Source organism: Enterovibrio norvegicus DSM 15893 (genome assembly GCF_900115495.1).
Lineage (GTDB): Bacteria > Pseudomonadota > Gammaproteobacteria > Enterobacterales > Vibrionaceae > Enterovibrio > Enterovibrio norvegicus.
This window is the reverse complement of sequence record NZ_FOWR01000032.1, coordinates 1-22,505: the sequence shown is the minus strand read 5'-3', so window position 1 is coordinate 22,505 and position 22,505 is coordinate 1. Positions and strand designations below refer to the sequence as shown.

At 48.8% G+C, this 22,505-nt stretch carries 18 protein-coding genes; 6 read left to right on the top strand and 12 right to left on the bottom strand.

The annotated features are described in order from the left end of the window. Both accB and aroQ read right to left on the bottom strand, forming a co-directional pair. Nucleotides 1-456, bottom strand: coding sequence for an acetyl-CoA carboxylase biotin carboxyl carrier protein (accB, locus tag BM082_RS18120; RefSeq protein WP_074928063.1), 456 nt, complete (start codon nt 454-456; stop codon nt 1-3). A gap of 27 nt (nt 457-483) precedes the next feature. After that, nucleotides 484-939: a type II 3-dehydroquinate dehydratase gene (aroQ, locus tag BM082_RS18115; protein ID WP_017007881.1), complete on the bottom strand. Its 456-nt coding sequence runs from the start codon at nt 937-939 to the stop codon at nt 484-486. Between the two features lie 628 nt (nt 940-1,567). Here aroQ and BM082_RS18110 point away from each other — a divergent pair. Further along, on the top strand, nt 1,568-2,134 hold the full coding sequence (locus tag BM082_RS18110; protein ID WP_017016961.1) for a cytochrome b: 567 nt from the start codon (nt 1,568-1,570) through the stop codon (nt 2,132-2,134). A 36-nt stretch (nt 2,135-2,170) separates the two neighbouring features. On the opposite strand, the gene acs is transcribed toward BM082_RS18110, so the two are convergent. From acs to BM082_RS18095, 3 genes are all read right to left on the bottom strand, one after another. Then, complete coding sequence (gene acs, locus BM082_RS18105) at nt 2,171-4,120, bottom strand: acetate--CoA ligase (protein WP_017007879.1); 1,950 nt, start codon at nt 4,118-4,120, stop codon at nt 2,171-2,173. A gap of 229 nt (nt 4,121-4,349) precedes the next feature. Continuing rightward, nucleotides 4,350-4,973 carry a 3'-5' exonuclease gene (locus tag BM082_RS18100; protein ID WP_017007878.1) on the bottom strand — a complete coding sequence of 208 codons (624 nt, stop codon included), beginning with the start codon at nt 4,971-4,973 and terminating at the stop codon, nt 4,350-4,352. Nucleotide 4,974: 1 nt separating this feature from the next. Next, complete coding sequence (locus BM082_RS18095) at nt 4,975-6,774, bottom strand: DUF294 nucleotidyltransferase-like domain-containing protein (RefSeq protein WP_074928061.1); 1,800 nt, start codon at nt 6,772-6,774, stop codon at nt 4,975-4,977. A 199-nt stretch (nt 6,775-6,973) separates the two neighbouring features. Here BM082_RS18095 and BM082_RS18090 point away from each other — a divergent pair, with 199 nt between their 5' ends. The 3 genes from BM082_RS18090 (at nt 6,974) to BM082_RS18080 (ending at nt 12,015) form a co-directional block, all read left to right on the top strand. After that, the gene (locus BM082_RS18090; RefSeq protein ID WP_017014479.1) at nt 6,974-8,149 is read left to right on the top strand and encodes a 3-phenylpropionate MFS transporter; all 1,176 of its coding nucleotides are present in this window, start codon (nt 6,974-6,976) and stop codon (nt 8,147-8,149) included. A gap of 199 nt (nt 8,150-8,348) precedes the next feature. Next, nucleotides 8,349-11,801 carry a hybrid sensor histidine kinase/response regulator gene (locus tag BM082_RS18085; RefSeq protein WP_074928059.1) on the top strand — a complete coding sequence of 1,151 codons (3,453 nt, stop codon included), beginning with the start codon at nt 8,349-8,351 and terminating at the stop codon, nt 11,799-11,801. A 1-nt stretch (nt 11,802) separates the two neighbouring features. Then, complete coding sequence (locus BM082_RS18080; RefSeq protein WP_017007873.1) at nt 11,803-12,015, top strand: hypothetical protein; 213 nt, start codon at nt 11,803-11,805, stop codon at nt 12,013-12,015. A 170-nt stretch (nt 12,016-12,185) separates the two neighbouring features. Here BM082_RS18080 and BM082_RS18075 read toward each other — a convergent pair whose 3' ends face one another. The 7 genes from BM082_RS18075 to aspA form a co-directional block, all read right to left on the bottom strand. Next, a complete protein-coding gene (locus BM082_RS18075) occupies nt 12,186-12,683 on the bottom strand; it encodes a hypothetical protein (protein ID WP_026024949.1) in 498 nt (165 codons plus the stop codon). A gap of 236 nt (nt 12,684-12,919) precedes the next feature. Continuing rightward, a complete protein-coding gene (locus BM082_RS18070; protein ID WP_074928057.1) occupies nt 12,920-14,647 on the bottom strand; it encodes a sodium:solute symporter family protein in 1,728 nt (575 codons plus the stop codon). 12 nt (nt 14,648-14,659) lie between these two features. Continuing rightward, the gene (locus BM082_RS18065; RefSeq protein WP_017007870.1) at nt 14,660-14,926 is read right to left on the bottom strand and encodes a DUF4212 domain-containing protein; all 267 of its coding nucleotides are present in this window, start codon (nt 14,924-14,926) and stop codon (nt 14,660-14,662) included. A 452-nt stretch (nt 14,927-15,378) separates the two neighbouring features. Further along, nucleotides 15,379-16,017 carry a LuxR C-terminal-related transcriptional regulator gene (locus BM082_RS18060; protein WP_017007869.1) on the bottom strand — a complete coding sequence of 213 codons (639 nt, stop codon included), beginning with the start codon at nt 16,015-16,017 and terminating at the stop codon, nt 15,379-15,381. A gap of 140 nt (nt 16,018-16,157) precedes the next feature. After that, complete coding sequence (locus tag BM082_RS18055; RefSeq protein ID WP_074928055.1) at nt 16,158-17,993, bottom strand: protein-disulfide reductase DsbD; 1,836 nt, start codon at nt 17,991-17,993, stop codon at nt 16,158-16,160. Nucleotides 17,994-18,177: 184 nt separating this feature from the next. Next, nucleotides 18,178-19,485, bottom strand: coding sequence for an anaerobic C4-dicarboxylate transporter (locus tag BM082_RS18050; RefSeq protein ID WP_074928053.1), 1,308 nt, complete (start codon nt 19,483-19,485; stop codon nt 18,178-18,180). 225 nt (nt 19,486-19,710) lie between these two features. Then, a complete protein-coding gene (gene aspA / locus BM082_RS18045; protein ID WP_074928051.1) occupies nt 19,711-21,171 on the bottom strand; it encodes an aspartate ammonia-lyase in 1,461 nt (486 codons plus the stop codon). Nucleotides 21,172-21,571: 400 nt separating this feature from the next. On the opposite strand from aspA, the gene BM082_RS18040 reads away from it, so the two are divergent. Both BM082_RS18040 and BM082_RS18035 read left to right on the top strand, forming a co-directional pair. Beyond that, nucleotides 21,572-22,072, top strand: a complete 501-nt coding sequence (locus BM082_RS18040; protein WP_208862537.1) for an FxsA family protein — start codon at nt 21,572-21,574, stop codon at nt 22,070-22,072. A 151-nt stretch (nt 22,073-22,223) separates the two neighbouring features. Next, nucleotides 22,224-22,505: IS3 family transposase (locus BM082_RS18035; protein WP_074928047.1), on the top strand; the 282-nt coding region annotated here is incomplete at its 3' end.

Here is a 22,505-nt window from a genome sequence, read left to right as displayed (position 1 = left end):
TTACTCGATGATGATAAGTGCTTCGTCGAATTCAACGGTTTGGCCGTCTTCAAACAAAATCGCTTTAACCACACCCGCTTTATCAGACTGGATTTGGTTCATCATTTTCATCGCTTCGATGATGCAAAGGGTATCGCCAACATTCACTTGCTGACCCACTTCAACGAATGAGCTTGCTTCTGGACTTGGTGAACGATAGAACGTACCTACCATTGGAGATAGAACTTTGTGACCAGAGGCTTCTGCTGGTGCAGCTTCAACAGGGGCTGCAGGTGCCGCCGCTGGTACAGGTGCTACTGGTGCAGGAACCGGCGCTGCTGCATATTGTACAGGTGCTGCAATGGGTGCCACTGCACGGCTGATGCGCACTGATTCTTCACCTTCTGAGATTTCCAGTTCAGCAATACCAGATTCTTCTACCAGCTCAATCAGTTTTTTGATTTTACGAATATCCATGGTGTCTTATCTCTTCAAAATTGTTGTTCAGTTGGCATCTGACTGCAGGCGGCGAGCCGCTGCCTTCAGGGCAAATTCGTATCCGTCTGCGCCCAATCCGCAAATAACGCCCACGGCTTTATCCGATAGGTAGGAATGGTGACGGAAAGGTTCACGTGCATGCACGTTGGACAGGTGTACCTCAATAAAAGGAATACCTACCGAGAGAATGGCATCTCTCAAGGCTACGCTGGTGTGCGTAAATGCAGCTGGATTGATGATGATGAAATCAGTGTTGCCCATGGCCTGATGAATGGTATCTATCAGGACATGCTCGGCGTTTGACTGCACATGATCAAGCTGGATATTGAGTTGCGTTGCTAGCGATGTCATGTCCTCGACAATGCTTTTCAACGTTTGCTGTCCGTAGTGTCCAGGCTCTCGAACGCCTAACATATTTAAGTTAGGGCCGTTTATGAGTAAAACTTTGCGATTTGTCGTCATGTTGATCGCTTTGTTCCTGTTCTTGTTGCTAAAAGACCGTATCTTTCGTTTTCGTGTGAATCGGGGAGTAAGCCCTGATATTTAGCTCTTCTGCTACACACTAAAACGCAATTATAGAGAAATCACCGCAAATGGCAGCAAAATACTGGTCTAATCAGACATAATTTGACATTCAACGTTATAGATTACGTGATTCTGACAGACGTTTCGGCGCAGTAGTTCACGAATTAATCACGCTTAAGCATCAAACTGCCAGATAGCTCTCACATATTAAGGGCTGTTCTGGAGAAGTCATCTATCTGACTCGCAAAGGCGTTACATTTGGTGTCTTTTAATTAAGACACCAGTGTGTTTGTTGTTTAAAACGGCAGGTATATCTATTTCGTTGCGCATGGAATGCCTGTACTGCGGGCTTTCTCATTAAATATCTCAACGTTGGCACAACATCACAGGGCTCCCTGTAATCTGTGTTTTTTGTGCTTCAGTTTTGAACCCATCACCCAGAACCGCAAGGTTCGAACAAAGCGCTCATCAAGCTTTTCCTAAATTGCCCGCTAATTCAGACAATGGTGCAGTGATGTCATCTGCACAGGGTTTGAATTTACGACGAGTCATCTTAGGAGGCTTTATGATACAAAAACGCTACGATGCCCTCAGCCGAGTGCTGCACTGGAGCATGGCGCTCATCATCATTTATGCGACCATTGCAGGCTATGTCATGCACTTGGTTATCGACTCACACCCCGCGATTTTTCATGTTCTCTCTGTCATCAATATGTCCTTGTCGACCATTGCTGCTGGATTGTTCGTGGTGCGTTGGGTGTGGCGTTCATTTCGCCCAAAGGTAAAGACAATGGCTTCTGGTACGGAGCTGGATAGAAACATTGCCAAGTTTGTTCACGGTATTCTTTACAGTTTGATGTTCTTTGTCTTTGTGACGGGCTTTTTGATGCTGAAAGAACCGTTCTGGTTTTTTTGGTTGTTTAAAATTCCCAATATCGTCAGTGAGCCCGCGATCAACGCCTACTTCTTTACGTTACACAGAGTGAGTTGTGCATTGTTGGCCTTTACTGTTGTTGTGCACATTGCTGCTGCGCTTTATCACCAGTACTGGATGCGGGATAACATCATAGAAAGGCTGTTACCGCCTAAAGGCGTGGCGTTGACGTTTAAGCATAAAAAGGGCCGCATTTAGCGACCCATTTTGAGGCATGTCTTGCCGATGTTTGGTTTACACCACGGTAGATTTTTCTGCGATGAGTTTATCTACTACACCAGGGTCGGCAAGCGTTGATGTGTCACCAAGGCTACCTGTATCACCGGTAGCAATCTTACGCAGAATACGGCGCATGATTTTACCAGAACGGGTTTTCGGTAGCGCATCTGTCCAGTGAATGAAATCAGGTGTCGCGATAGGACCAATCTCCTTACGTACCCAATTTTTCACTTCTTTGGTCAGCTCAGCACTTGGGATTTCACCTGAATTTAGCGTGATGTAGGCATAAATAGCCTGACCTTTGATGTCGTGCGGAACGCCAACAATCGCAGCTTCAGCAATCTTATCGAAGGCAACCAGTGCGGATTCGATTTCTGCAGTACCCATGCGGTGACCGGATACGTTCAATACGTCATCAACACGGCCCGTGATCCAGTAGTAACCGTCTTCATCACGACGCGCGCCATCACCCGTAAAGTACATGCCTTTAAAGGTTGAGAAGTAGGTTTGCTCGAAACGCTCGTGGTCACCAAATACAGTTCGCATTTGACCCGGCCATGAATCTAGCATGACCAAGTTACCTTCCGTTGCGCCTTCAACAATGTTACCCATGTTGTCGACCAGCGCGGGTTGTACACCGAAAAATGGACGCGTTGCAGATCCAGGTTTCAACGCAGTTGCACCCGGCAACGGCGAAATCAAGATGCCGCCTGTTTCTGTCTGCCACCAGGTATCCACGATTGGGCACTTGCTGTCGCCAATCGTTTTGTAATACCACTCCCACGCTTCTGGGTTAATTGGCTCACCCACTGAACCCATGATACGCAATGAATCACGCTTGGTGCCTTCAACCGCTTCGTTACCTTTGGCCATCAATGCACGGATAGCAGTTGGTGCGGTGTAGAGGATGTTCACTTGATGCTTATCAACCACTTCGCTCATGCGTGCAGTTGATGGGTAATTAGGTACACCTTCGAACAAGATGGTTTTCGCACCATTTGCCAATGGTCCATAGACTAAGTAGCTGTGGCCAGTGATCCAACCCACATCCGCGGTACACCAGAAAACTTCGCCGTCTTGATAGTCGAACACGTATTTAAAGGTCATGGTGGCATAAACGAGGTAGCCGCCCGTCGTATGAAGAACACCTTTTGGTGTGCCTGTAGACCCTGAGGTGTAAAGAATGAATAGCGGATCTTCCGCGTTCATTTCTTCTGGTTCGCAGTTGTCTGAAACGACAGCCGTTGCTTCATGCCACCACACGTCGCGATCGGATTGCCACTCGACTGTGTTACCAGTGCGTTGGTAAACAACGACTTTCTCAACACCAGTGACGGCTGGGTTTTTCAGTGCAGCATCCACATTTTGTTTCAGTGGAACAGCGCGACCGCCGCGAACGCCTTCATCAGCGGTGATAACCACTTTTGCGTTTGAATCAACAATTCGGCCTGCGAGTGCTTCTGGCGAGAAACCACCAAAAACGATGGTGTGAACGGCGCCAATGCGGGTACAAGCCAGCATGGCAACTGCCGCTTCCATGACCATTGGCATGTAAAGACAAACAACGTCGCCTTTACGAACACCTTGGCTTTTTAGGGCGTTGGAGAACTTACACACTTCTTTGTGAAGTTCTTTGTATGTAAGGGTTTTATCATCGGCGGGATCGTCGCCTTCCCAAATCAGCGCGACTTGATCGCCTTTGGTTTCGAGGTGACGGTCAATACAGTTGACAGAAACGTTCAGTGTGCCATCTTCGAACCACTTGATGTTGACATGGCCTGTATCAAAAGAGGTCTGCTTGACCTTGGTGAAAGGCTTGATCCAATCAACAATCTTGCCATGCTCACGCCAGAATCCTTCTGGGTTAACGACAGACTGCTGATACATCTCGCGATATTTGTCATCGTTAACGTGTGCGTTTGCTTCGATTTCCGGCATCACCGGGTGCAGGTGGATCTCACTCATTGTCTTTCTCCTTGTGTTCCTGCGTTATGCCTTTGGCATGTCCATTTATTGACCACGAAAAATAAGAATAGGATGCGATATTGTGGCCTAGTCCCACTAAGGTCGGTTAGTTGAGGTTTCTCGACAATTAGACTTTAGGATGAGGACTGTGTTTTCTATGAAAACTGTGATGTGGCACTTTGGGGTATGAGGCATCGCTCTCATTTCAATGCGGCAGTTTGCGTTCTATTCAAACGGATTTGGGCATTGGTACATCGCCATACTTCAGTCGCACATAGATGAGTGCAGCACTGATGGCATCCTCAAGTGCATCATGTCGACCAGACAGTGGTAGATCGAGATGGTGTCCTATCGCCTCCATACTCAGATCATAGTAGGCATTGGGCAAAATATGTTCGAGTCGTTTTCGATAAAGATGACTAACTTCTATTAATTGATTCGGCAGAGGAAAACCGAATAAACGGTGTGCATAGCGATCTAAAATCGATTTGTCATAACGGATGTGATAACCCACCAGGGGGCGGTTGCCAATAAAATCAATCAGCCGCGTCATGGCTTCTTGGTCGCTCAGTCCATTGTCCAAATCTTGATGGCGAATACGATGAATGGCGATCGATTGTGCCGTGAGGCTTTGCGGCGCGCGTAATGATATGGAAAAAGGTTGGCTAGTAATGATGGTGTTTCCGCGTATCACCGTCGCTGCAATAGTGATGAGTTCGGCTTTATGCGGATCGAGGCTGGTGGTTTCACAATCCAGTGAGACGACTTCGTCATTGGTGGGCTTATCGAATAGGTACGCGTAGGCAGTGTGCTTAAACCGATAGCGATACCAATGACGACGCAGCAGGTTCATGTTAATCCCTCACTTGATAATGCGCCGCTAACCGTGCTTTGAACGCTTTAACTTCGCTCAAGCTATGACGCAGCAAGTCTCTCTCCGTTCTTGGTAAGGCCGAGACGTCGAGCAAATTGCGGGCGGCATCGTCATCTAGCTGTTGGCGTAAACGCGTTTTCACAAACAGTTTCAATGCCTCAGTCAGGTTATTCGCGGTGTCTTCATCAATGGCATTGCTTTGTACAAGCGCAGTTAAGCGTTCGAAGGTGTTGGTTTGAGGTAAACCGTATTCCAACGCGAGCGTTCGCACACCATGTACCAAGGGGAATATGCCGCCTTTTTTCACGTCGAGCCCTTGTTTGTCTGCTTTTAGACCGCCAAACAACGTAAGGGGAACGCTAAACGCGAGACTGGGACGAATGAAGGTATTGAGTGCAAGCATGTTCCCCTTCAGAGTGTCGACCAAGGTCGAGGTTATGGCGGTCAATAATGTGGAATTTCCTGCGACAGCATGGCTATCTGCAAGGATAGCGAGATCCATGAGGCTACTTTCGTCGGAGACCTTTGAAAGGTAACGGACTCTTTTTTTCCATTCTGACTCTGTGTTCACCCATTTGGGGTTGCTGACCATGACTTGGCCTGGGCATGCGGGGTATCCCAATCTTGAAAGCACTTTGCTGAATGCTTGCATGTCGTCATGAACACTTGGCCAATCCACACTGTCCTGCACGATGAGTCCGTTATCTTGGTCTGTTTTCAGGATTTGCTCTCCACGGCCTTCAGATCCCATGACGAAAAGACAACATTGTGCATGGCGATGTGCTGGAATGGTGAGTTGAAAGGCTTTCTCGATGATTTTCTCGTTCACCGCAGAGATAAGCTCCATCACAAACTGCGTATGGATGCCGTTGTTGCTGAGGGTTTCGACGAGTTGTTGTTGGTTATTTGCCGCTTGAGCGAGCTCCTCAATGGACGATGCGCGATTGATTTGTAGTGACAGTACGTGGGAGTGGGTCGAGAACAAACTCAACACTTGTGTCATGTCGAGCATGCCGACGGTGTGATCTTCATGGGTAACACGGACGCGCTTTACTCTGTCTCGCGTCATCAAAATCATGGCGTTAAACAGGTAATCACCCAACGTCACGCTTATCACGGGGGAGGTGGCAACCTCGCCAATGGGGTGTGCAGTTGGAAGTGCGCTCTCGACGATGGCATGCAAAAGGTTGGTGCGCGTAATGATGCCGATACCGTTAGGTTTACCCTCCAGTGATACCAATGCGCAATCTTGCTGCTGTTTCTTTAGGATCAACGTCGCCTCATGAATCGAGGTTTCGTGTGGCAAGGTGAGTATCGGCTGAATATTGGTTTCATCGATTTGCGTCAGAATGAATTCTGCGAGGTTCTTTTGTTTTTGCGCGTGCTCGAGCAATTTTTTTCGCTGGCTGAAACTCGCCGTAAAATAGTCCGCAAATGACGGGTTGTTTTCGTACAGTGACAAAAACACCGATTTGGGCAGCACATAGCAAAGCGTGTCTTCCAGCGCCTTGTATCTGTGTTTGGCGGTGCCACTCAATACGGCGTGTGCATCGAAGATGTCATCTTTGATGTATTGCGCGAACACCTCTTTCGTTTCACTGTCTAGCTCTTCTACTCGGCCTTTCAGCACGATGTAAAGGTGCGTTGTTTCTGCATCTTGTTCGATGACACTGTCGCCGCGACGAAAATAAGAAACGTCGAGAGAAGAAACAAGCTGCTTTACTTCCTTTGGGGTGAGCCGATTGAAAGGCGGCGAGGTGGTGTCGAACGGTTGTGGCATAGAGACTCCCAAGGTGCGAGACGATATTTTTCACGCAAAAACAGAGGTCTTACTTCGTACATTTAGTCTAAGTGTGTCTTAGTGGTGAGAGGCTCGCCAGCCGACTTTAGTCTAGATATTAAGCCAGAGAATCGCTGTTAACTTAGGCGGTTCGCTGTCAAAATAGCCACCACCTCGTTGGCACTAAGGATTTGCCGTCTTGTCTCTTCTCCGACCTTCGCCGTATCGCTGGCTTTCTTTTTACTACAGCGCATTCTTCTTCTCTTTTGGCGTGTATTTGCCTTTCTGGTCGCTGTGGTTGGCATGGTTAGGGTTATCGGCAGATGACATTGGCATTGTGATTGGGGCGGGGGTCATGGCCCGCTTTGTAGTGAACCTGACGATCACGCCGCGCTTTCATTTGCCTCGACATTTACTCCCCGCCATTCGTTGGTTGTCGTTTCTTGGTGCGGTTGCTGGGTTTGTTCACCTTGCCGCATCGCCCAATTTGTTCGTGCTTTCGGCACTTTCTGTCTTCATCAATTGCGTCATTGGCCCATCTATTCCTGTTACTGATGCCATTGCAAACCACTACCACCGCCGTAAGTTGTTGGACTATGGCCGTGCTCGCGTGTGGGGCTCTATCGCATTTATCGTGGGCTCGACCGTGACAGGATGGTTAGTGGAGGAATTTGGTGCGGGTATCATTGTGCCTGTCGCTGCAACGGCGATGCTGGTGGGATGGGGGCTCAGTTTGATGACGCCTCACCCTTCGCCCAAAGGGGAAGAAACAGATGCACCTGATCGCCCGCCTTTATTGAGTGTGCTAAAAGCACCTCATGTCATCACTTTCATGGTGATAGTCTCCTTACTGCAAAGTAGCCATGCTGCTTACTATGCATTTAGCTCCATTCATTGGACCCAGTCAGGGTTGGCGGATTCAACCGTTGGCTATTTATGGAGTTTAGGGGTTGGCGTTGAAGTGTTGATGTTTGCCGTGTGTTCGCGTTTTTTTGGTGATTGGTCGGTGCAGACATTGTTCCGTGTGGCGGCGCTTTCCGTCATCATTCGTTGGACGCTGACCGCATGGTCGACAGACGTTAACGTGCTTATTTTGGCGCAATCTCTTCACGGATTCACGTTTGGTATTACCCACATCGCCGCCATGCGTTACATCCAGCAGCAACCCGCAGAACGTATTATGGCATTGCAGGCGTTATACAATGCGTTGGCTCTAGGGGCTGTGATGGCACTGGTAACGATGCTCAGTGGCGAGCTGTATTCTTCCTTTTCGGGAAGCAGCTTTTTCGTGATGGCTGCATTTGGTTTACCTGTTCTGTTTTTATCGCTCCCAGCATCAAAACAAGAAGCGCCGTCTGAGGAGGCAACAGGCTGATCGTTCTTGCCATTATCGAGCACGTTTTTGATGATGGAAACGCTCAGGATAAGAGGGCGGGAAATGCACTTTGATGAATAGAGATTGATTGTCGCATTACTTAGGAGAGCTAGCTCACGGGGATAAAGCAGCGCGTTGTTGTCACGATGTCGGCGTGGTAAACAACACCTTGAAATAACGACATCTCATGGAAGGGATTATGTCAGCTGGATGGATCGTGGTGCCCGTGGCGCTGGCTTACCTCGGGGTTTTGTTCTTAATCGCATGGTATGGCGACAATCGCCCGCGCTGGCTTCGAGGCTGGCGACCGTGGATTTATAGCCTTTCTATCGCGGTATATTGTACCTCTTGGACTTTTTTTGGCACGGTGGGGCAAGCATCCAGCCAGCCTTGGTCATTCCTTCCTATTTATCTCGCCCCTATATTGGTGTTCACCATAGGTTGGCGTTTTCTCGCGCGGATCATTTTGATTGCCAAGCGCGAACACATCACCTCGATTGCTGACTTTATCGCGGCGCGATACGGAAAATCACAAGGCTTAGCGGTGCTTGTCACCGTGATCGCCGTTGTCGGTATTTTGCCGTATATCGCTCTTCAGCTTCGTGGGATCACCATGGGGCTAGATGTTATCGCCCCCAATATTGGCAAAGATGCAGGCTTAGACCAAGGGCAGATCACTTGGCTAGTGTGTGTATCACTGGCCATGTTTACGGTACTTTTTGGTACAAGGCACATCGATTCTACCGAGCATCACCGTGGCATGATGATGGCGGTGGCGTTTGAATCTATCGTCAAGCTGGTGGCGTTTTTGGTGGTGGGTTTGTTTGCCGTCAGCATGTTGCTTGAAACGGATATAGACTTACCTTCGTTGGCAGAAACCGGTGTGGTAGGCCCACCCAATTGGGGGGCATTGTTGGTTCATACGTTGCTCACCATAGCGGCCATTATCTGTCTGCCACGGCAGTTTCACACCATGGTGGTGGAAAACGCACGCGCACAAGACTTACATACGGCGCGCTGGGTATTCCCTTTGTATTTGTTGCTGATGGGTGTGTTTGTCTTGCCGTTAGCCTATGCAGGGCAAGTCTTTTTGCCGCAGTTCTCGGCAGATACTCATGTTATCCAACTCCCCTTATCGACAGGCAATGATGGCATAGCGCTGTTGGCCTTTTTAGGCGGTGCATCCGCTGCGAGTGGCATGGTGATCGTTTCGACTATTGCGCTTGCGATCATGGTGTCTAACGACCTTGTCTTGCCGCAATTACTGCGAAGAATGCGTATTTCAAACCGCAATTTTACGCAGTTCTCTGGTCTATTGTTGAATGTTCGCCGTGCGTTGATTTTCTTCCTACTGATTGCTGCGTGGGGCTTTTATCAGCTTATTCTTGAAGTGCCTTCACTCTCTGCCATTGGCTTTTTATCTTTCGCTGCTATTGCCCAGTTTGCGCCGCCATTGGTGGCGGGTATTTATTGGCGTCAGGCCAATAAGAAGGGCGTGTATGCTGGTTTAGTGTCGGGTTTCATCGTTTGGCTAATGACGCTCATGACGCAAACCGGCATGCTGGCGGGCACGGCTGAGACCAACCTCGTACTCTGGCTTTTGGAACCGCCAGCACTGCCATTCTTCCGTGATTTAAGCGCGGTTGATTGGGGGATGGTGCTGAGTTTGATGGTCAATACCGTGTGCTTTGTTGGGGTGTCGATGGCAACACGCCCGTCACTTAGCGAGCGCTTACAAGCTGCGAGTTTTGTGGGGACACCGTTGCCGGAAGGCGATGACAGCAGCTTGTACCAAAGCCGTGTCACCGTGGCGGAATTGGAAATGCTCGCGGCGCGATTTGTTGGCCGAACACGCATGCGGCAAACCTTCCGCACGTTTGGTGAGCAACGCGGTGAAACCTTGCTGCCACAACAGCAAGCCAGTGCAGCGTTGATCCGTCACACAGAGCGTGTATTAGCGGGTGTGTTTGGTGCATCGTCAGCGAAATTAGTGCTTACCTCCGCGCTGCAAGGCCGCAACATGCAACTGGAAGAAATCGCGACCATTGTTGATGAAGCGTCGGAACTCTTCGATTTTAGCCGTGGCTTATTGCAAGGGGCGATCGAACATATCAGCCAAGGTATTTCGGTGGTGGATAAACAACTGCGGCTGGTGGCGTGGAACCAACGTTATGTTGAGCTTTTCAAATTCCCGCCGGATCTGATTCAAGTCGGCAGACCCATTGCTGATGTGGTGCGTTATAACGCGGAGCGAGGGCTTTGTGGCCCTGGTGAGATAGAAGCGCACGTAGCAAAACGTGTTTCGTATTTGCGCCAAGGTTCGCCTCATACTTCGTCCCGTGTTCACCCCGATGGACGGGTTATCGAAGTGCAGGGGAACCCCATGCCGGGCGGCGGATTCGTCATGAGTTTTACCGACATCACGGCGTTCCGTGATGCGGAAGAAGCATTGAAACAGTCCAATGAAACCCTCGAAGCACGCGTTATTGCCCGTACACAGGAATTGGAATCGCTAAACCGACGCCTGATCAGTGCAACCAACAAAGCAGAACATGCCTCGCAATCGAAAAGCCGTTTGTTAGCTGCTGTAAGTCACGACTTAATGCAACCACTGAACGCCGCGCGCTTGTTTGCCTCTTCGCTCAATGAAATGGCACAAGACCAAGATGTGCAGAACATGTCGGGACACATTGAAAGTGCCCTAGGCGCGGCGGAAGATTTGATCGGGGATTTGTTGGATATTTCTCGTTTGGAATCGGGAAAAATGAAGGCCCAAATTACCGACTTCGATTTGGATGAGGTGTTTTCAACCCTCGCGGCGGAATTTGGCATGATTGCCAATGCACAAGGCGTGCAATTCAAAGTACTGCCAACGGGGTTACGCATTCGTTCCGATCGCCGTCTTCTTCGTCGTGTGCTGCAAAACTTCCTGACAAATGCGTTTCGATATAACCCAGATGGGCGTGTACTGCTGGGTGTGCGTCGTCGAGGCGATGAGTGCAGCATCGAGGTGTGGGATAACGGACCGGGGATCCCTGAAGACAGGCAACAAGATATCTTCGATGAATTTACGCGCATTGATCGAAAGGGCGCTGAATTGGGATTGGGGTTAGGTCTTGCGATTGCGCGCGGGATTAGCCGGATCTTAAACCAATCATTGGATCTTCGTTCTTGGCCGGGCAAAGGCACGGTTTTTTCCATTACCGCGCATGTGACAACAGTGATGCCTCAGGTGTGTGACACAGGGGTTGAGGCTGACGCAGCACCAAAAAATAGTATGCAACTGGCTGGGGTTCGTGTGCTGTGTGTGGATAATGAAAGGGACATCTTGGCAGGCATGGAAAGTTTGTTATCTCGCTGGGGTTGCGAAGTGAAAGTCGCAGAGGATCTGGATGAGGTCGTCGCGTGTTTCCAGCATGATTGGTTGCCTGACTTTATATTGAGTGACTACCACCTCGCGCCTTCATTGACTGGGTTAGATGTCCTTCAAGAATGTCGACGTTTGCTGGGGGATGCCTTTTATGGTGCCATCATTACCGCAGACAGAACGCAAGAAACGCAGCAATGCATTCGAGCCAAAGGTTTTGGGTATATTGCTAAACCTGTGAAGCCGCTGAAGTTACGCGCATTACTTCAACAAGGAGTGAGCTAAGATGGAAGTGTTTTCGATCCCTCGATTAGATACCGAAGTCGGCTTGATCCGCGCCGAAGGTCAATGGGATCCCGTTACTGCAGATATTCAACTCACCGAGTTAGCCCTCATGGGCACTGATGGTTGGATGGATGTGACGTTTTGGATGACCGAGCAAGAGCATGAAGCGCGGATTGCCGCAGTGATTGCCGCTGCCAAGTTGTACTTGGTGTGACCGGTGCTACTGACGATGTATTTCTGCGCATAGTCTGAGGTCGTCACATGCAGAAAAAAATGCGCGCTTAAACGCGCGCTGATAAGGAGATGTCTTCCCTAAACACTGCTCATCGTTTCTTGCTTGACGTGAACAGCTGATCCGAGCGAAGAAAGTCAGAGCCAGTATGTTTACTGGCTTTTTTCATCGTCTGAAAAGTACGTTTTGTATTCCACGAACGTTGCTGGCGTTTCGCCGTAATAGAGCGTCCCTTCTGATTTTACGACCAATTGGAGTGCGCTTTCTTCACTGGTAGGCGCAGGTAAATCAACCATCCACTCTGTGCCGTTAGCGCTGTTACTTTCCATGTCGATAGGGGATGAAGGTTGTTCTTTATTTTGCATGATGCTTATCTTGGCACCATCAAGAATAAAATCTGATGTAAGTTTGATCACGACTTCACTGTCGGTGAGGCGTTCTGAGCGTAATTGAATTTTAAAATCGCCATTGGCGAGTGTGCAAAGGCCACTGGTATATCGACAATTCGAGCGAGCGGCGAGCTTGTAGGTTTCGCCTTCTTTCGCGACAAGCGCTTTTTCACTGACGGCTAAATCAACCCCAAAATAAGCAATGATGGCTAAGATGGGTGCGACAATCATCGCAAGTACAATGTGTTTGTTTTTAAACATAATAATGAGACTTTTCCACATTCATCCTTGAGTAAGGCTCAACATACCGTACCCGAGTGATAAAAAAAGCCCCAAGGCGGGGCTTTTTCGTCGTTACGTGATGCTTCTATCTCTCTTTTGCCTCTTGCAACGTCATCGCCCTGCTGCAAGAGGGTTTGGAGAGTCTGTTCAGCGGATTCTCTATGGCGCGAACGTCCATAGAGAACCGCGACGAACATTGTCTTAGTGCTTAGTGCTTAGTGAGATTGAGCGTCACCTGCACCTGTTGGTACGCGAACACTTTCTACCAATTCTTTCACTTCTTCTGGTGTCTCTGCGGTTACGCGAGATACCAAGATAGCGATAGCGAAGTTGAACATTGCGCCGATTGCACCAAATGCGTTTGGTTCGATACCGAAGAACCAGTTGCTGCCCCAATCTTGTAGGTATTTCCAATCAGCAACAAACAAGATGCCTTTGTGTTGGAATACGTAGAACAGCGTGACACTGATACCTGCAATCATGCCCGCAATCGCGCCTTCTTTGTTGATGGTCTTCGAGAAGATACCCATCATCAAGGCAGGGAAGATTGAGGACCCTGCTAAGCCGAAGGCGAGTGCGACCGTACCGGCGGCAAAGCCAGGCGGATTGAGCCCGAGATACCCGGCCACCAAGATGGCGAATACCATGGCTATTCGACTTGCCCGTAGCTCCGATTTCTCGGATATCGACGGATTGATAACCCCTTTTATCAAGTCATGCGAAACCGCCGACGAGATAGCGAGCAGAAGGCCTGCTGCGGTAGACAGTGCTGCTGCCAAACCACCTGCGGCAACCAGTGCAATCACCCAATTTGGAAGTTTCGAGATTTCAGGGTTCGCGAGAACCATGATGTCACGGTCAACTTTCAGCTCGTTGGTTTCTGCACTTGAGGTGTACTGGATCTTGCCGTCGTTGTTTTTGTCATCAAAACCAAGAAGGCCTGTTTTTTCCCAGTTCTTAAACCAATCAGGACGCTCGTCATACGCAAGGTGCTGACCTGGCGCCGGGTTAACCGTGTCCATCAGGTTGATACGTGCCATTGCTGCCACTGCTGGAGCCGTGGTGTACAAAATCGCGATGAAGAACAGTGCCCAACCTGCAGACGTTCGTGCATCACGCACTTTTGGTACGGTGAAGAAGCGGATGATAACGTGTGGCAGACCCGCCGTACCAATCATCAGAGACAGGGTGTAAACAAACATGTTTAACGTGTCTCCCCGAGAGGTGGTGGTGTATTCCGTAAACCCGAGTTCGGTCACCACCTGATCAAGCCGGTCGAGCAGATACTGATCCGTCCCTACCATTGTGCTGCCTAAACCAATCTGTGGCAGTGGGTTACCTGTCAGTTGTAGAGAGATAAATACCGCAGGAATGGTGTACGCCAAAATCAGAACACAGTACTGTGCGATCTGGGTGTAGGTGATCCCTTTCATACCACCCATCACGGCATAGATGAATACGATACACATACCAATGCCAAGACCTGTTGCGTAGTCCACTTCAAGGAAGCGACCGAATGCAACACCAACACCTTTCATCTGACCGATAACGTAGGTAATAGAAGCGATGATCAGACAGGCAACAGCAACAATGCGTGCCGTATTGGAGTAGAAGCGCTCACCGATAAATTCTGGCACGGTAAACTTGCCGAATTTACGAAGGTAAGGTGCAAGAAGAAGTGCAAGAAGCACGTAGCCGCCAGTCCAACCCATCAGGAAGACCGAGCCGCCGTAGCCCATGAAAGCTATCAAACCTGCCATGGAGATAAATGACGCCGCAGACATCCAGTCTGCTGCTGTCGCCATGCCGTTGGCGATAGGGTTAACGCCACCGCCTGCAACATAGAATTCTTTTGTCGACCCTGCTCGCGCCCAAATTGCAATCGCGATATACAGGACAAATGTCGCCCCTACTACGAGGTAGGTAATTGTTTTCAAATCCATTTCTAAAACCCCTTACTCGTCGTCTACGCCGAATTCGCGGTCAAGCTTTCGCATTTGACGCGCGTAAACGAAAATAATGCCGAGGAAGACGTAAATTGAGCCTTGCTGAGCAAACCAGAACCCGAGTTTGTAACCACCAATCTGAATCGTATTCAAAGCATCGACGAATAAGATTCCACAACCGAATGAGACCACGAACCAAATGGAAATCAGGATCACCATCAGTCGTAGGTTTTTATTCCAGTAGGCTTGTGACTGTTCCTTGTTTTCGAACGCCATTGCCATCTCCTTAATTGACACGTTAACGGATTGTTACTTCCCGACAATAGCAGCCTAAAGACAAGGGAACACTGCAACTTTAGTCGAGCGAGAAAGCGTGATAACTGGCTGTCAAAGCTGGGTTTGTGTGATTCAAGGCATGCATTTGATGGGGTTAACAAGATGTTAACTACGCCAAAGGTCTAATAGGCTTTAGGCTAAGTCGAAAAGGGAGATACCGTATGACTGCAAATTCTCTGTTGTAATCAATGTAAGTGGTTTCTACGACGGTGAACCGTGTTCGACGTGGACGTGTATGTTGCGTTTTCTACTTAGATTCAACGTATTAAAGTGGGGATGGCTCAGGGCAATAGATGGGCTGATTACGCGCGACGCAATCATTAATCAAAAGCAATAAGTAAGTGACACTAACGTTGTTTGTGAATATCCACTCAGGCACGCCGGAGAATACGTTAAGCGTTAGGGTCAGTTTGTTGAAGCAGGATAACGGCTTGGGTGCGGTTTTTAACGCCGAGCTTTCTGAATATTGCCGTCATATGGGCTTTGATGGTGGCTTCTGATACATCAAGCTCATACGCGATTTGCTTGTTGAGCAAACCGTCAGACAACATGCTGAGTACTTTGTATTGCTGAGGAGTAAGTGAGGCGATTTTATCCATCAAGGACTCTTCGTCACCTGCATCGCTAAAGTCGATACCCCTAGGGAAGCAAGGTTCACCGTCTAGGACTTGATTGAGTGAACCGATCAGCTCTCGCATGTCACTGGATTTCGGGATGAATCCAAACGCGCCATGGCTATGTACTTGGCGTATCACACTGGACTCTTCGCTGGCAGAAATGACAACAATGGGGAGTTCTGGGTATTGGACGCGAAGATGAATTAATCCCGACATACCGTTGGCACCGGGCATTTTTAAGTCCAGTAACAGTAAGTCTATGTCTGGCTCTTTCTCGAGTAATGCGGTGAGGCTATCGAGCGAGTCTGCTTCCAACAGGTTCGCGCCGCTAATCGCCATATGAACGGACTGAAATAGCGCATTACGAAACAGCGGATGATCATCTGCGATGACTATTGTGTATTGTGCGTCCATAGGGAATATTTAATACCTCGTTAACAACCACGCTAACACTCGGGATCGGTTAGATCAATTTTGATGGACGCGAAGTAAGAGCTTGATCCCCCTAGATTTGTGGCAATGTAAGGGAGATCAAGTTTGGTTGCAAACCCGCGTTATTGTTTAATCAGCTGATTTTGAACAAGATGCGAGAGAAACGGAGAGGCTTTCATGAATCCGGTTAAGCGAGCTTCAGGCATCGGGGTGCCATTGGCATCCCAAAAGTCCAGCGTTGGCAATCCAAGCACATTTAGCGACATCAATAATTTGATGTCTTGAGGGCGGTTCGCGGTGACATCAGCCTGAAGCAGCACAAAGTTTTGTAGCTCAGTGGCCACCTTCGGATCGTGGAAGGTGTACTTTTCAAACTCTTTACATGCCACACACCAATCGGCGTAGAAATCGACCATCACAGGTTTGCCTGCTTGTTTTGCTACGGCGAGCTCACGGTTCAGATCATTAATACTCTCGATGCGAATAAAACTCACGTCAGGGACATCTGCTTTTACGGTCGAATTGAGCGCATTATAGGTGTATGCCGCGCCAGTGCTTAGCCCGAGGATCGAAATGATGGCCAGCGTGCTAGCTAACTTACCTGGCTTGAGTGAACGGCTGATATGGTAAAGCCAACCTAATGCGGCAATAAGCCAACCCATCCAAAGGCCCACGCTGGCTTGCTCTGGGAGTAGACGTTCAAGCAAGAATAATGGCACTGCCAGTAAAACAAAGCCGAAGAAGATTTTGACGGTGTTCATCCAATTTCCGGCCTTTGGCAGTAATTTGTTGCCGAACATCGCAGCCAGAATCAGAGGGATCCCCATGCCTAATGCCAATGCATACAGGGTGATTGCACCCGTAAGCAAATCACCACTTTGAGCCACGTAAAGCAAAGCACCAGATAAAGGGGCTGTGGTGCAAGGTGAGCAAATTAAGCCAGAAATTGCCCCCATGCTGAATACGCCCAGATTGCTGCCACCGGTTTGTTGATTGCTCATTTGGCTTAACCGGGTTTGCAGGCTTGCAGGGAGTTGTAGGTTAAACACGCCAAACATCGACATGGCCAGCAAGACGAAAAGTGTGCTTAACCCAATCAGAACATAAGGGTGTTGGAATGCCGCTTGGAATTGCAACCCTGCCGATGCAACAACAAGCCCGAGTAAGGTATAGGTAAGCGCCATACCCTGCACATACAGCATGGAGAGTCGGAACGTTTGACCGTGGGTTTTCTTCCCGCCGCCTAGCACAATACCGGTCAATATTGGGTACATCGGAAGTACACACGGCGTAAACGCGAGCCCTATGCCCAGGCCAAGGAAGAGCAATGGTTGCCACCAGTTGTCGGCAAGGCTACTGACATCAGTTTGTTGGCTAGGTGTCGCCTCCTTTGCAGAAACCTGTGTTGATGCTTCAGAAGAAATATTGGATGTGTCTGTGGGTGTTTCGATAACGCTATCTGCGGGTGGCGTGGCAGTGCTTCCCACCACGGCATAAAGCGGCACATTGACGGTTTCAGGGGGATAACAAAATCCCGCTTCAGCACACCCTTGATAGGTCACTGTTAGCATTGACGAATCGGTCGCTGCGAGCACAGAAACAGAGACGGTTAACGGCTGTTTGTAAATGTTCACTTCACCGAAGAATTCATCTTCATAAGGCTGCCCTTGGCGCATGTCGGGTGTGCCAATCTGCGCATCACTGCTTGGTGTTACGCCTATCTTGTCTTGGTACAAGTAGTAACCTGGCGTGACTTGCCAATCGAGATAAACCCTATCCCCTTGCTGGGTGAAATTAAACGGGAATGCCTGATCAACGGGCACAAATGCAGGGGCATTACTCGCAATAGGAGACGGTGAATTAAAAAGAGAGAACTCGGCGTGCGCAGGTAAAACACTGCACAACGAGAGCACAAAAAGGGCGAATATTCGGGAGCCTATTGTCGACATGACCTTCATCGGGATGGGTTATTCCTAGAGTTAATTTCACTATATCACTGAGACCGGAAAAGGCCGAATTCGTTTCCCGATTCGCAAAGATTCGTCGGTATCTTTGGGTTTTGCTTTTCTGTTTATCATTTTCAGGCAATAAAAAAGGGCTCCGAAGAGCCCTTTCATTACATGTTGACTGTGTCGCGTTGGGTTACAGTACGATGCCGCCCACTGCAAAACCAAGCGCTACCGACGTGGAAATGGTCACCACACCTGGGATGAAGAACGGGTGGTTGAAGACCAAGTTACCGATACGGGTTGAGCCTGTGTCATCCATTTCAACCGCTGCCAACAATGTTGGGTACGTTGGCAGAACGAACAGGGCGCTGACTGCTGCAAATGATGCAATGGCGGTCAGTGGTGCAACACCAATGGCCAGTGCCGCAGGCATTAGCGCTGTAGTGGTCGCACCTTGTGAGTAAAGCAGCATAGACGCGAAGAAAAGGATCATCGCCAGCATCCAAGGGTAGTCAGCCAGTAACGTGCCCGCGACTTCTTTGATGCCTTCAACGTGTGCGTTAACAAAGGTTGAACCCAGCCACGCGACACCCAGTACACACACACATGCTGTCATGCCTGAACGGAACGTTGGCGCAGCAGCAATTTTCGATGCATCGATACCTGTGGTGAAAACAATCGCCGTTGCCGCAGCAAGCATGAAGGTCATGATCGCTTCGTTACGGCCCAATGTTGGGTTCTCAATCAAGCCAATGGAGCTTGAGATTGCCGCAGCATAGCCCAATACCAGCACGATTGCGGTAAGGAAGATAAAGGTCGCTTTCTTCGCGCTTGGTGCGATTTCACGTTTTTGAGTACCTTGGATTTTGATCAAACCTTTCTCAAGACGCTCTTGGTAAACAGGATCGTCTTTCAGTTCGCAGCCCATGAAGTTGGCAACGAATGCACCAACCATACAGGCGGTGAACGTGGTTGGGATACAAATGCCTAGCAGGGTTAAGTAGCCCACGCCCATTGGTTCAAGGATGCCAGAGAAGAACACAACTGCCGCTGAAATTGGGGATGCTGTGATGGCAATTTGAGAGGCGATAACAGCGATAGAAAGTGGACGAGATGGGCGAATGCCTTGCTCTTTTGCCACTTCAGCAATCACGGGAAGGGTTGAGAACGCAGTGTGGCCTGTACCCGCCATCATGGTCATCATGTAGGTGACGATAGGCGCGTAGAAGGTGATTTGTTTTGGGTTCTTTCGAAGGAAGTTTTCAGCCAGTTCAACCAGCCAATCCATACCGCCAGCCACTTGCATTGCTGCAATCGCGGTGATCACAGACATGATAATTAAGATAACGTCGATAGGGATGTAGCTTTGACTTGTTGGCATGCCAAGCAGCAATGACAACACAATCACACCTGCACCACCGGCTAAGCCGATACCGATACCGCCGATACGTGCGCCTAAGAAAATGAAGGCGAGTACGACAAACAACTCCACTGCAATCATGGATGACTCCTGTTTTAATTTTTAAATATAAAGACCAAACGGAGTTACTCTTTCCCCAGACAACATGCATCCCACGATAATCGTGTCGATTGGCATCCTGCCATGCATTCCATTGCGTTAATTTTCTGTGTTAAAGGGGTTTTCTAGCGTGGTGAAGAGTCACTTCGTTTAGTCGCTACGACAAAAAATGGGTATCGATTACCGATACCCATTTTTGTTTACGTCTTAGTTATAGCGCTTTGCCTTATACTGCGGGTGCATCAAGTTTTCAACAGAGAAGATATCGTCTAACTGTTCTTCCGTCAGAAGACCGCGCTCAAGCACGACGTCTCGAACGTTTTTGCCTGTTTCAGCACAAATCTTACCGACGATGTCGCCTTCGTGGTGACCGATGAACGGGTTCAAGTAAGTGACGATGCCGATAGAGTTGTAAACGTAGCTTTCACACACTTCTTTATTAACAGTGATGCCGTTTACGCACTTCTCGCCAAGGTTGATACATGCATTCGAAAGAATCTCGATAGATTCAAACAGCGCCTGACCGATAACAGGTTCCATGACGTTCAACTGAAGCTGACCTGCTTCTGCAGCGAATGTCACCGTGATGTCGTTACCGATCACTTTAAAGCACACTTGGTTAACCACTTCAGGGATAACTGGGTTTACTTTTGCTGGCATGATTGAAGAACCTGCCTGCATTTCTGGTAGGTTGATTTCGTTCAGACCTGAACGAGGACCAGAAGACAGAAGGCGAAGGTCGTTACAGATTTTAGATAGTTTAACGGCTAGACGCTTCAGCGCACTGTGAACCATCACGTATGCACCACAGTCAGACGTTGCTTCGATCAAGTCTTCTGCTGGTGTGCAGTTCAGACCGGTTACTTCAGCAAGACGTTGAACAGCAAGTTGTTGGTAGCCCGCTGCAGCGTTCAAACCAGTACCGATAGCCGTTGCACCCAAGTTCACTTCTAGCAGAAGCTCTGCTGTGTACTTCAGGTTTTTCACTTCTTCTTTTAGAAGGGTTGTGAATGCACGGAACTCTTGGCCGACAGTCATTGGCACTGCGTCTTGAAGCTGAGTACGGCCCATTTTCAGTACGCCCGCGTTTTCTGTTGCTTTCGCATCGAATTCGCGTTGTAGGTACTGGATAGAATCAACCAGCGTCAGGATGCTGTTATATACCGCAACACGGAAACCGGTAGGGTATGCACAGTTAGTAGACTGGCTCTTGTTGACGTGGTCGTTAGGGTTAACAACGTCGTATTCGCCTTTGTCTTTGCCCATCAGCTCAAGCGCAAGGTTTGCAATCACTTCGTTTGCGTTCATGTTTACAGAGGTGCCTGCGCCGCCTTGGTAAACATCTGAAGGGAATTGGTCCATGCACTTGCCTGTGTCCAGAATCAGGTCACACGCTTTGATGATGTAGTCGCCCACATCCGCTGGAATAACACCCAGCTCTTTGTTCGCCATTGCTGCTGCTTTCTTGGTGAAAACCATACCGCGAACGAACTCTGGTACGTCAGAGATAGTGGTACGTGAAATGTTAAAGTTTTCGACAGCGCGCAAAGTATGAATGCCGTAATACGCATCAGCAGGTACGTGGCGTTCACCAAGTAAATCTTCTTCGATACGTGTAGTAAGGTGAGGGATAGTCAGGTTGTTTTCGAGATCAATCGTCTGAGACATGATTTGGCCCTAATGAACTTATAATTGGTTATTCTGTAGCCGCAAATTTCGCTGTAGAGTCCGTTCATCAGAGATTTTGGCTGGATACACAAGCTTTTGTATCCGTTTAATATGGGGTGATTTTACTCAGCAATTACAGTAAAAACATGCGTGAGATCACCATTCGAAACGAAGTGAATTTAATTGCATTATTATGTGATCTCGATCGCTATGTATTGCCTTTTGGACAGCTGTCATCGGGGTGAAATGTATTGATACCGTTAAAAACTGTTAGCGTATTTAATAAATAAAGACAGAATCTAAAGCAGACGTGGGCAAGCTAACAATTGCCGTTGACCAATCGGCAAAAACGGCGACAGAATGCTAGGATGCACGTCTGCACTGAATGAGAGGTTTCACTGTGTTTCCTATTTTGCTTTTGATGTTTATTACTGTGCCTATCATCGAGATTGCACTTTTCATTCAAGTTGGTGGTGTGTTGGGACTGTGGCCAACCGTTGCATTGATTTTACTAACTGCATTTGTGGGTGCGTCTTTGGTTCGAAGCCAAGGCATTCAGACGCTACTTTCTGTTCAACAGCGTTTGCAACAAGGCGAATTACCTGCTCAGCAAATCGTTGAAGGTGTGATGCTTGCTGTAGCAGGTGTACTGCTGTTAACCCCCGGCTTTATGACCGATGCCATGGGTATGGCAGTGTTACTGCCTTGGCCGCGCGCATGGTTGGCTCAACAGATCATGAGCCGCGTGAAGGTAGCGAACTTTCAAAGTAGCTTTAATCAGCAGCAGGGGCCTTTTGGCCAAGCGCCTTTTCAACAAGATCCGAGAAAGAACCAAGAGGGCGGCAGTACCTTCGAAGGGGAATATGAGCGCAAGAACGATGATCAAGATCGCCTGAACTAGATCGCCTCACCTCGGTGTCGTAAAGGGTTCAGCCTCGACATTGAATGGATGAGCGAGAAACAAAAAGCCAACCCGAGGGTTGGCTTTTTTGTCTCTATTGTCCCGTCCTAAATAAGGTTGACACTTTTCCAACCCGAAATTGGAGAGTGTTATGAAATCAACAACCAAGCGCACCCAACGAGATTATTCCCTCGCCTTTAAATTGGCTGTCGTAGACCAAGTAGAAAAAGGCGAAATGACCTGCAAACAAGCCCAATTACGTTACGGCATTCAAGGTCGTTCCACTGTATTAACTTGGCTTCGCAAGTATGGTCATCTAAATTGGACTAAAGGTTCTCTCACACCAACCCGTCTAGGTGATGCTATGCCTTATACATCGACGCCCCAAACCCCCGAACAGCGGATTAAAGAGTTAGAGCAACAGCTTGAAGAC

Bases quoted from the DNA above. Each gene is read 5' to 3' on its own strand.
- accB (WP_074928063.1), bottom strand. From the start codon at position 456: ATGGATATTCGTAAAATCAAAAAACTGATTGAGCTGGTAGAAGAATCT.
- aroQ (WP_017007881.1), bottom strand. From the start codon at position 939: ATGACGACAAATCGCAAAGTTTTACTCATAAACGGCCCTAACTTAAAT.
- BM082_RS18110 (WP_017016961.1), top strand. From the start codon at position 1,568: ATGATACAAAAACGCTACGATGCCCTCAGCCGAGTGCTGCACTGGAGC.
- acs (WP_017007879.1), bottom strand. From the start codon at position 4,120: ATGAGTGAGATCCACCTGCACCCGGTGATGCCGGAAATCGAAGCAAAC.
- BM082_RS18100 (WP_017007878.1), bottom strand. From the start codon at position 4,973: ATGAACCTGCTGCGTCGTCATTGGTATCGCTATCGGTTTAAGCACACT.
- BM082_RS18095 (WP_074928061.1), bottom strand. From the start codon at position 6,774: ATGCCACAACCGTTCGACACCACCTCGCCGCCTTTCAATCGGCTCACC.
- BM082_RS18085 (WP_074928059.1), top strand. From the start codon at position 8,349: ATGTCAGCTGGATGGATCGTGGTGCCCGTGGCGCTGGCTTACCTCGGG.
- BM082_RS18080 (WP_017007873.1), top strand. From the start codon at position 11,803: ATGGAAGTGTTTTCGATCCCTCGATTAGATACCGAAGTCGGCTTGATC.
- BM082_RS18075 (WP_026024949.1), bottom strand. From the start codon at position 12,683: ATGTTTAAAAACAAACACATTGTACTTGCGATGATTGTCGCACCCATC.
- BM082_RS18070 (WP_074928057.1), bottom strand. From the start codon at position 14,647: ATGGATTTGAAAACAATTACCTACCTCGTAGTAGGGGCGACATTTGTC.
- BM082_RS18065 (WP_017007870.1), bottom strand. From the start codon at position 14,926: ATGGCGTTCGAAAACAAGGAACAGTCACAAGCCTACTGGAATAAAAAC.
- BM082_RS18060 (WP_017007869.1), bottom strand. From the start codon at position 16,017: ATGGACGCACAATACACAATAGTCATCGCAGATGATCATCCGCTGTTT.
- BM082_RS18055 (WP_074928055.1), bottom strand. From the start codon at position 17,993: ATGAAGGTCATGTCGACAATAGGCTCCCGAATATTCGCCCTTTTTGTG.
- BM082_RS18050 (WP_074928053.1), bottom strand. From the start codon at position 19,485: ATGATTGCAGTGGAGTTGTTTGTCGTACTCGCCTTCATTTTCTTAGGC.
- aspA (WP_074928051.1), bottom strand. From the start codon at position 21,171: ATGTCTCAGACGATTGATCTCGAAAACAACCTGACTATCCCTCACCTT.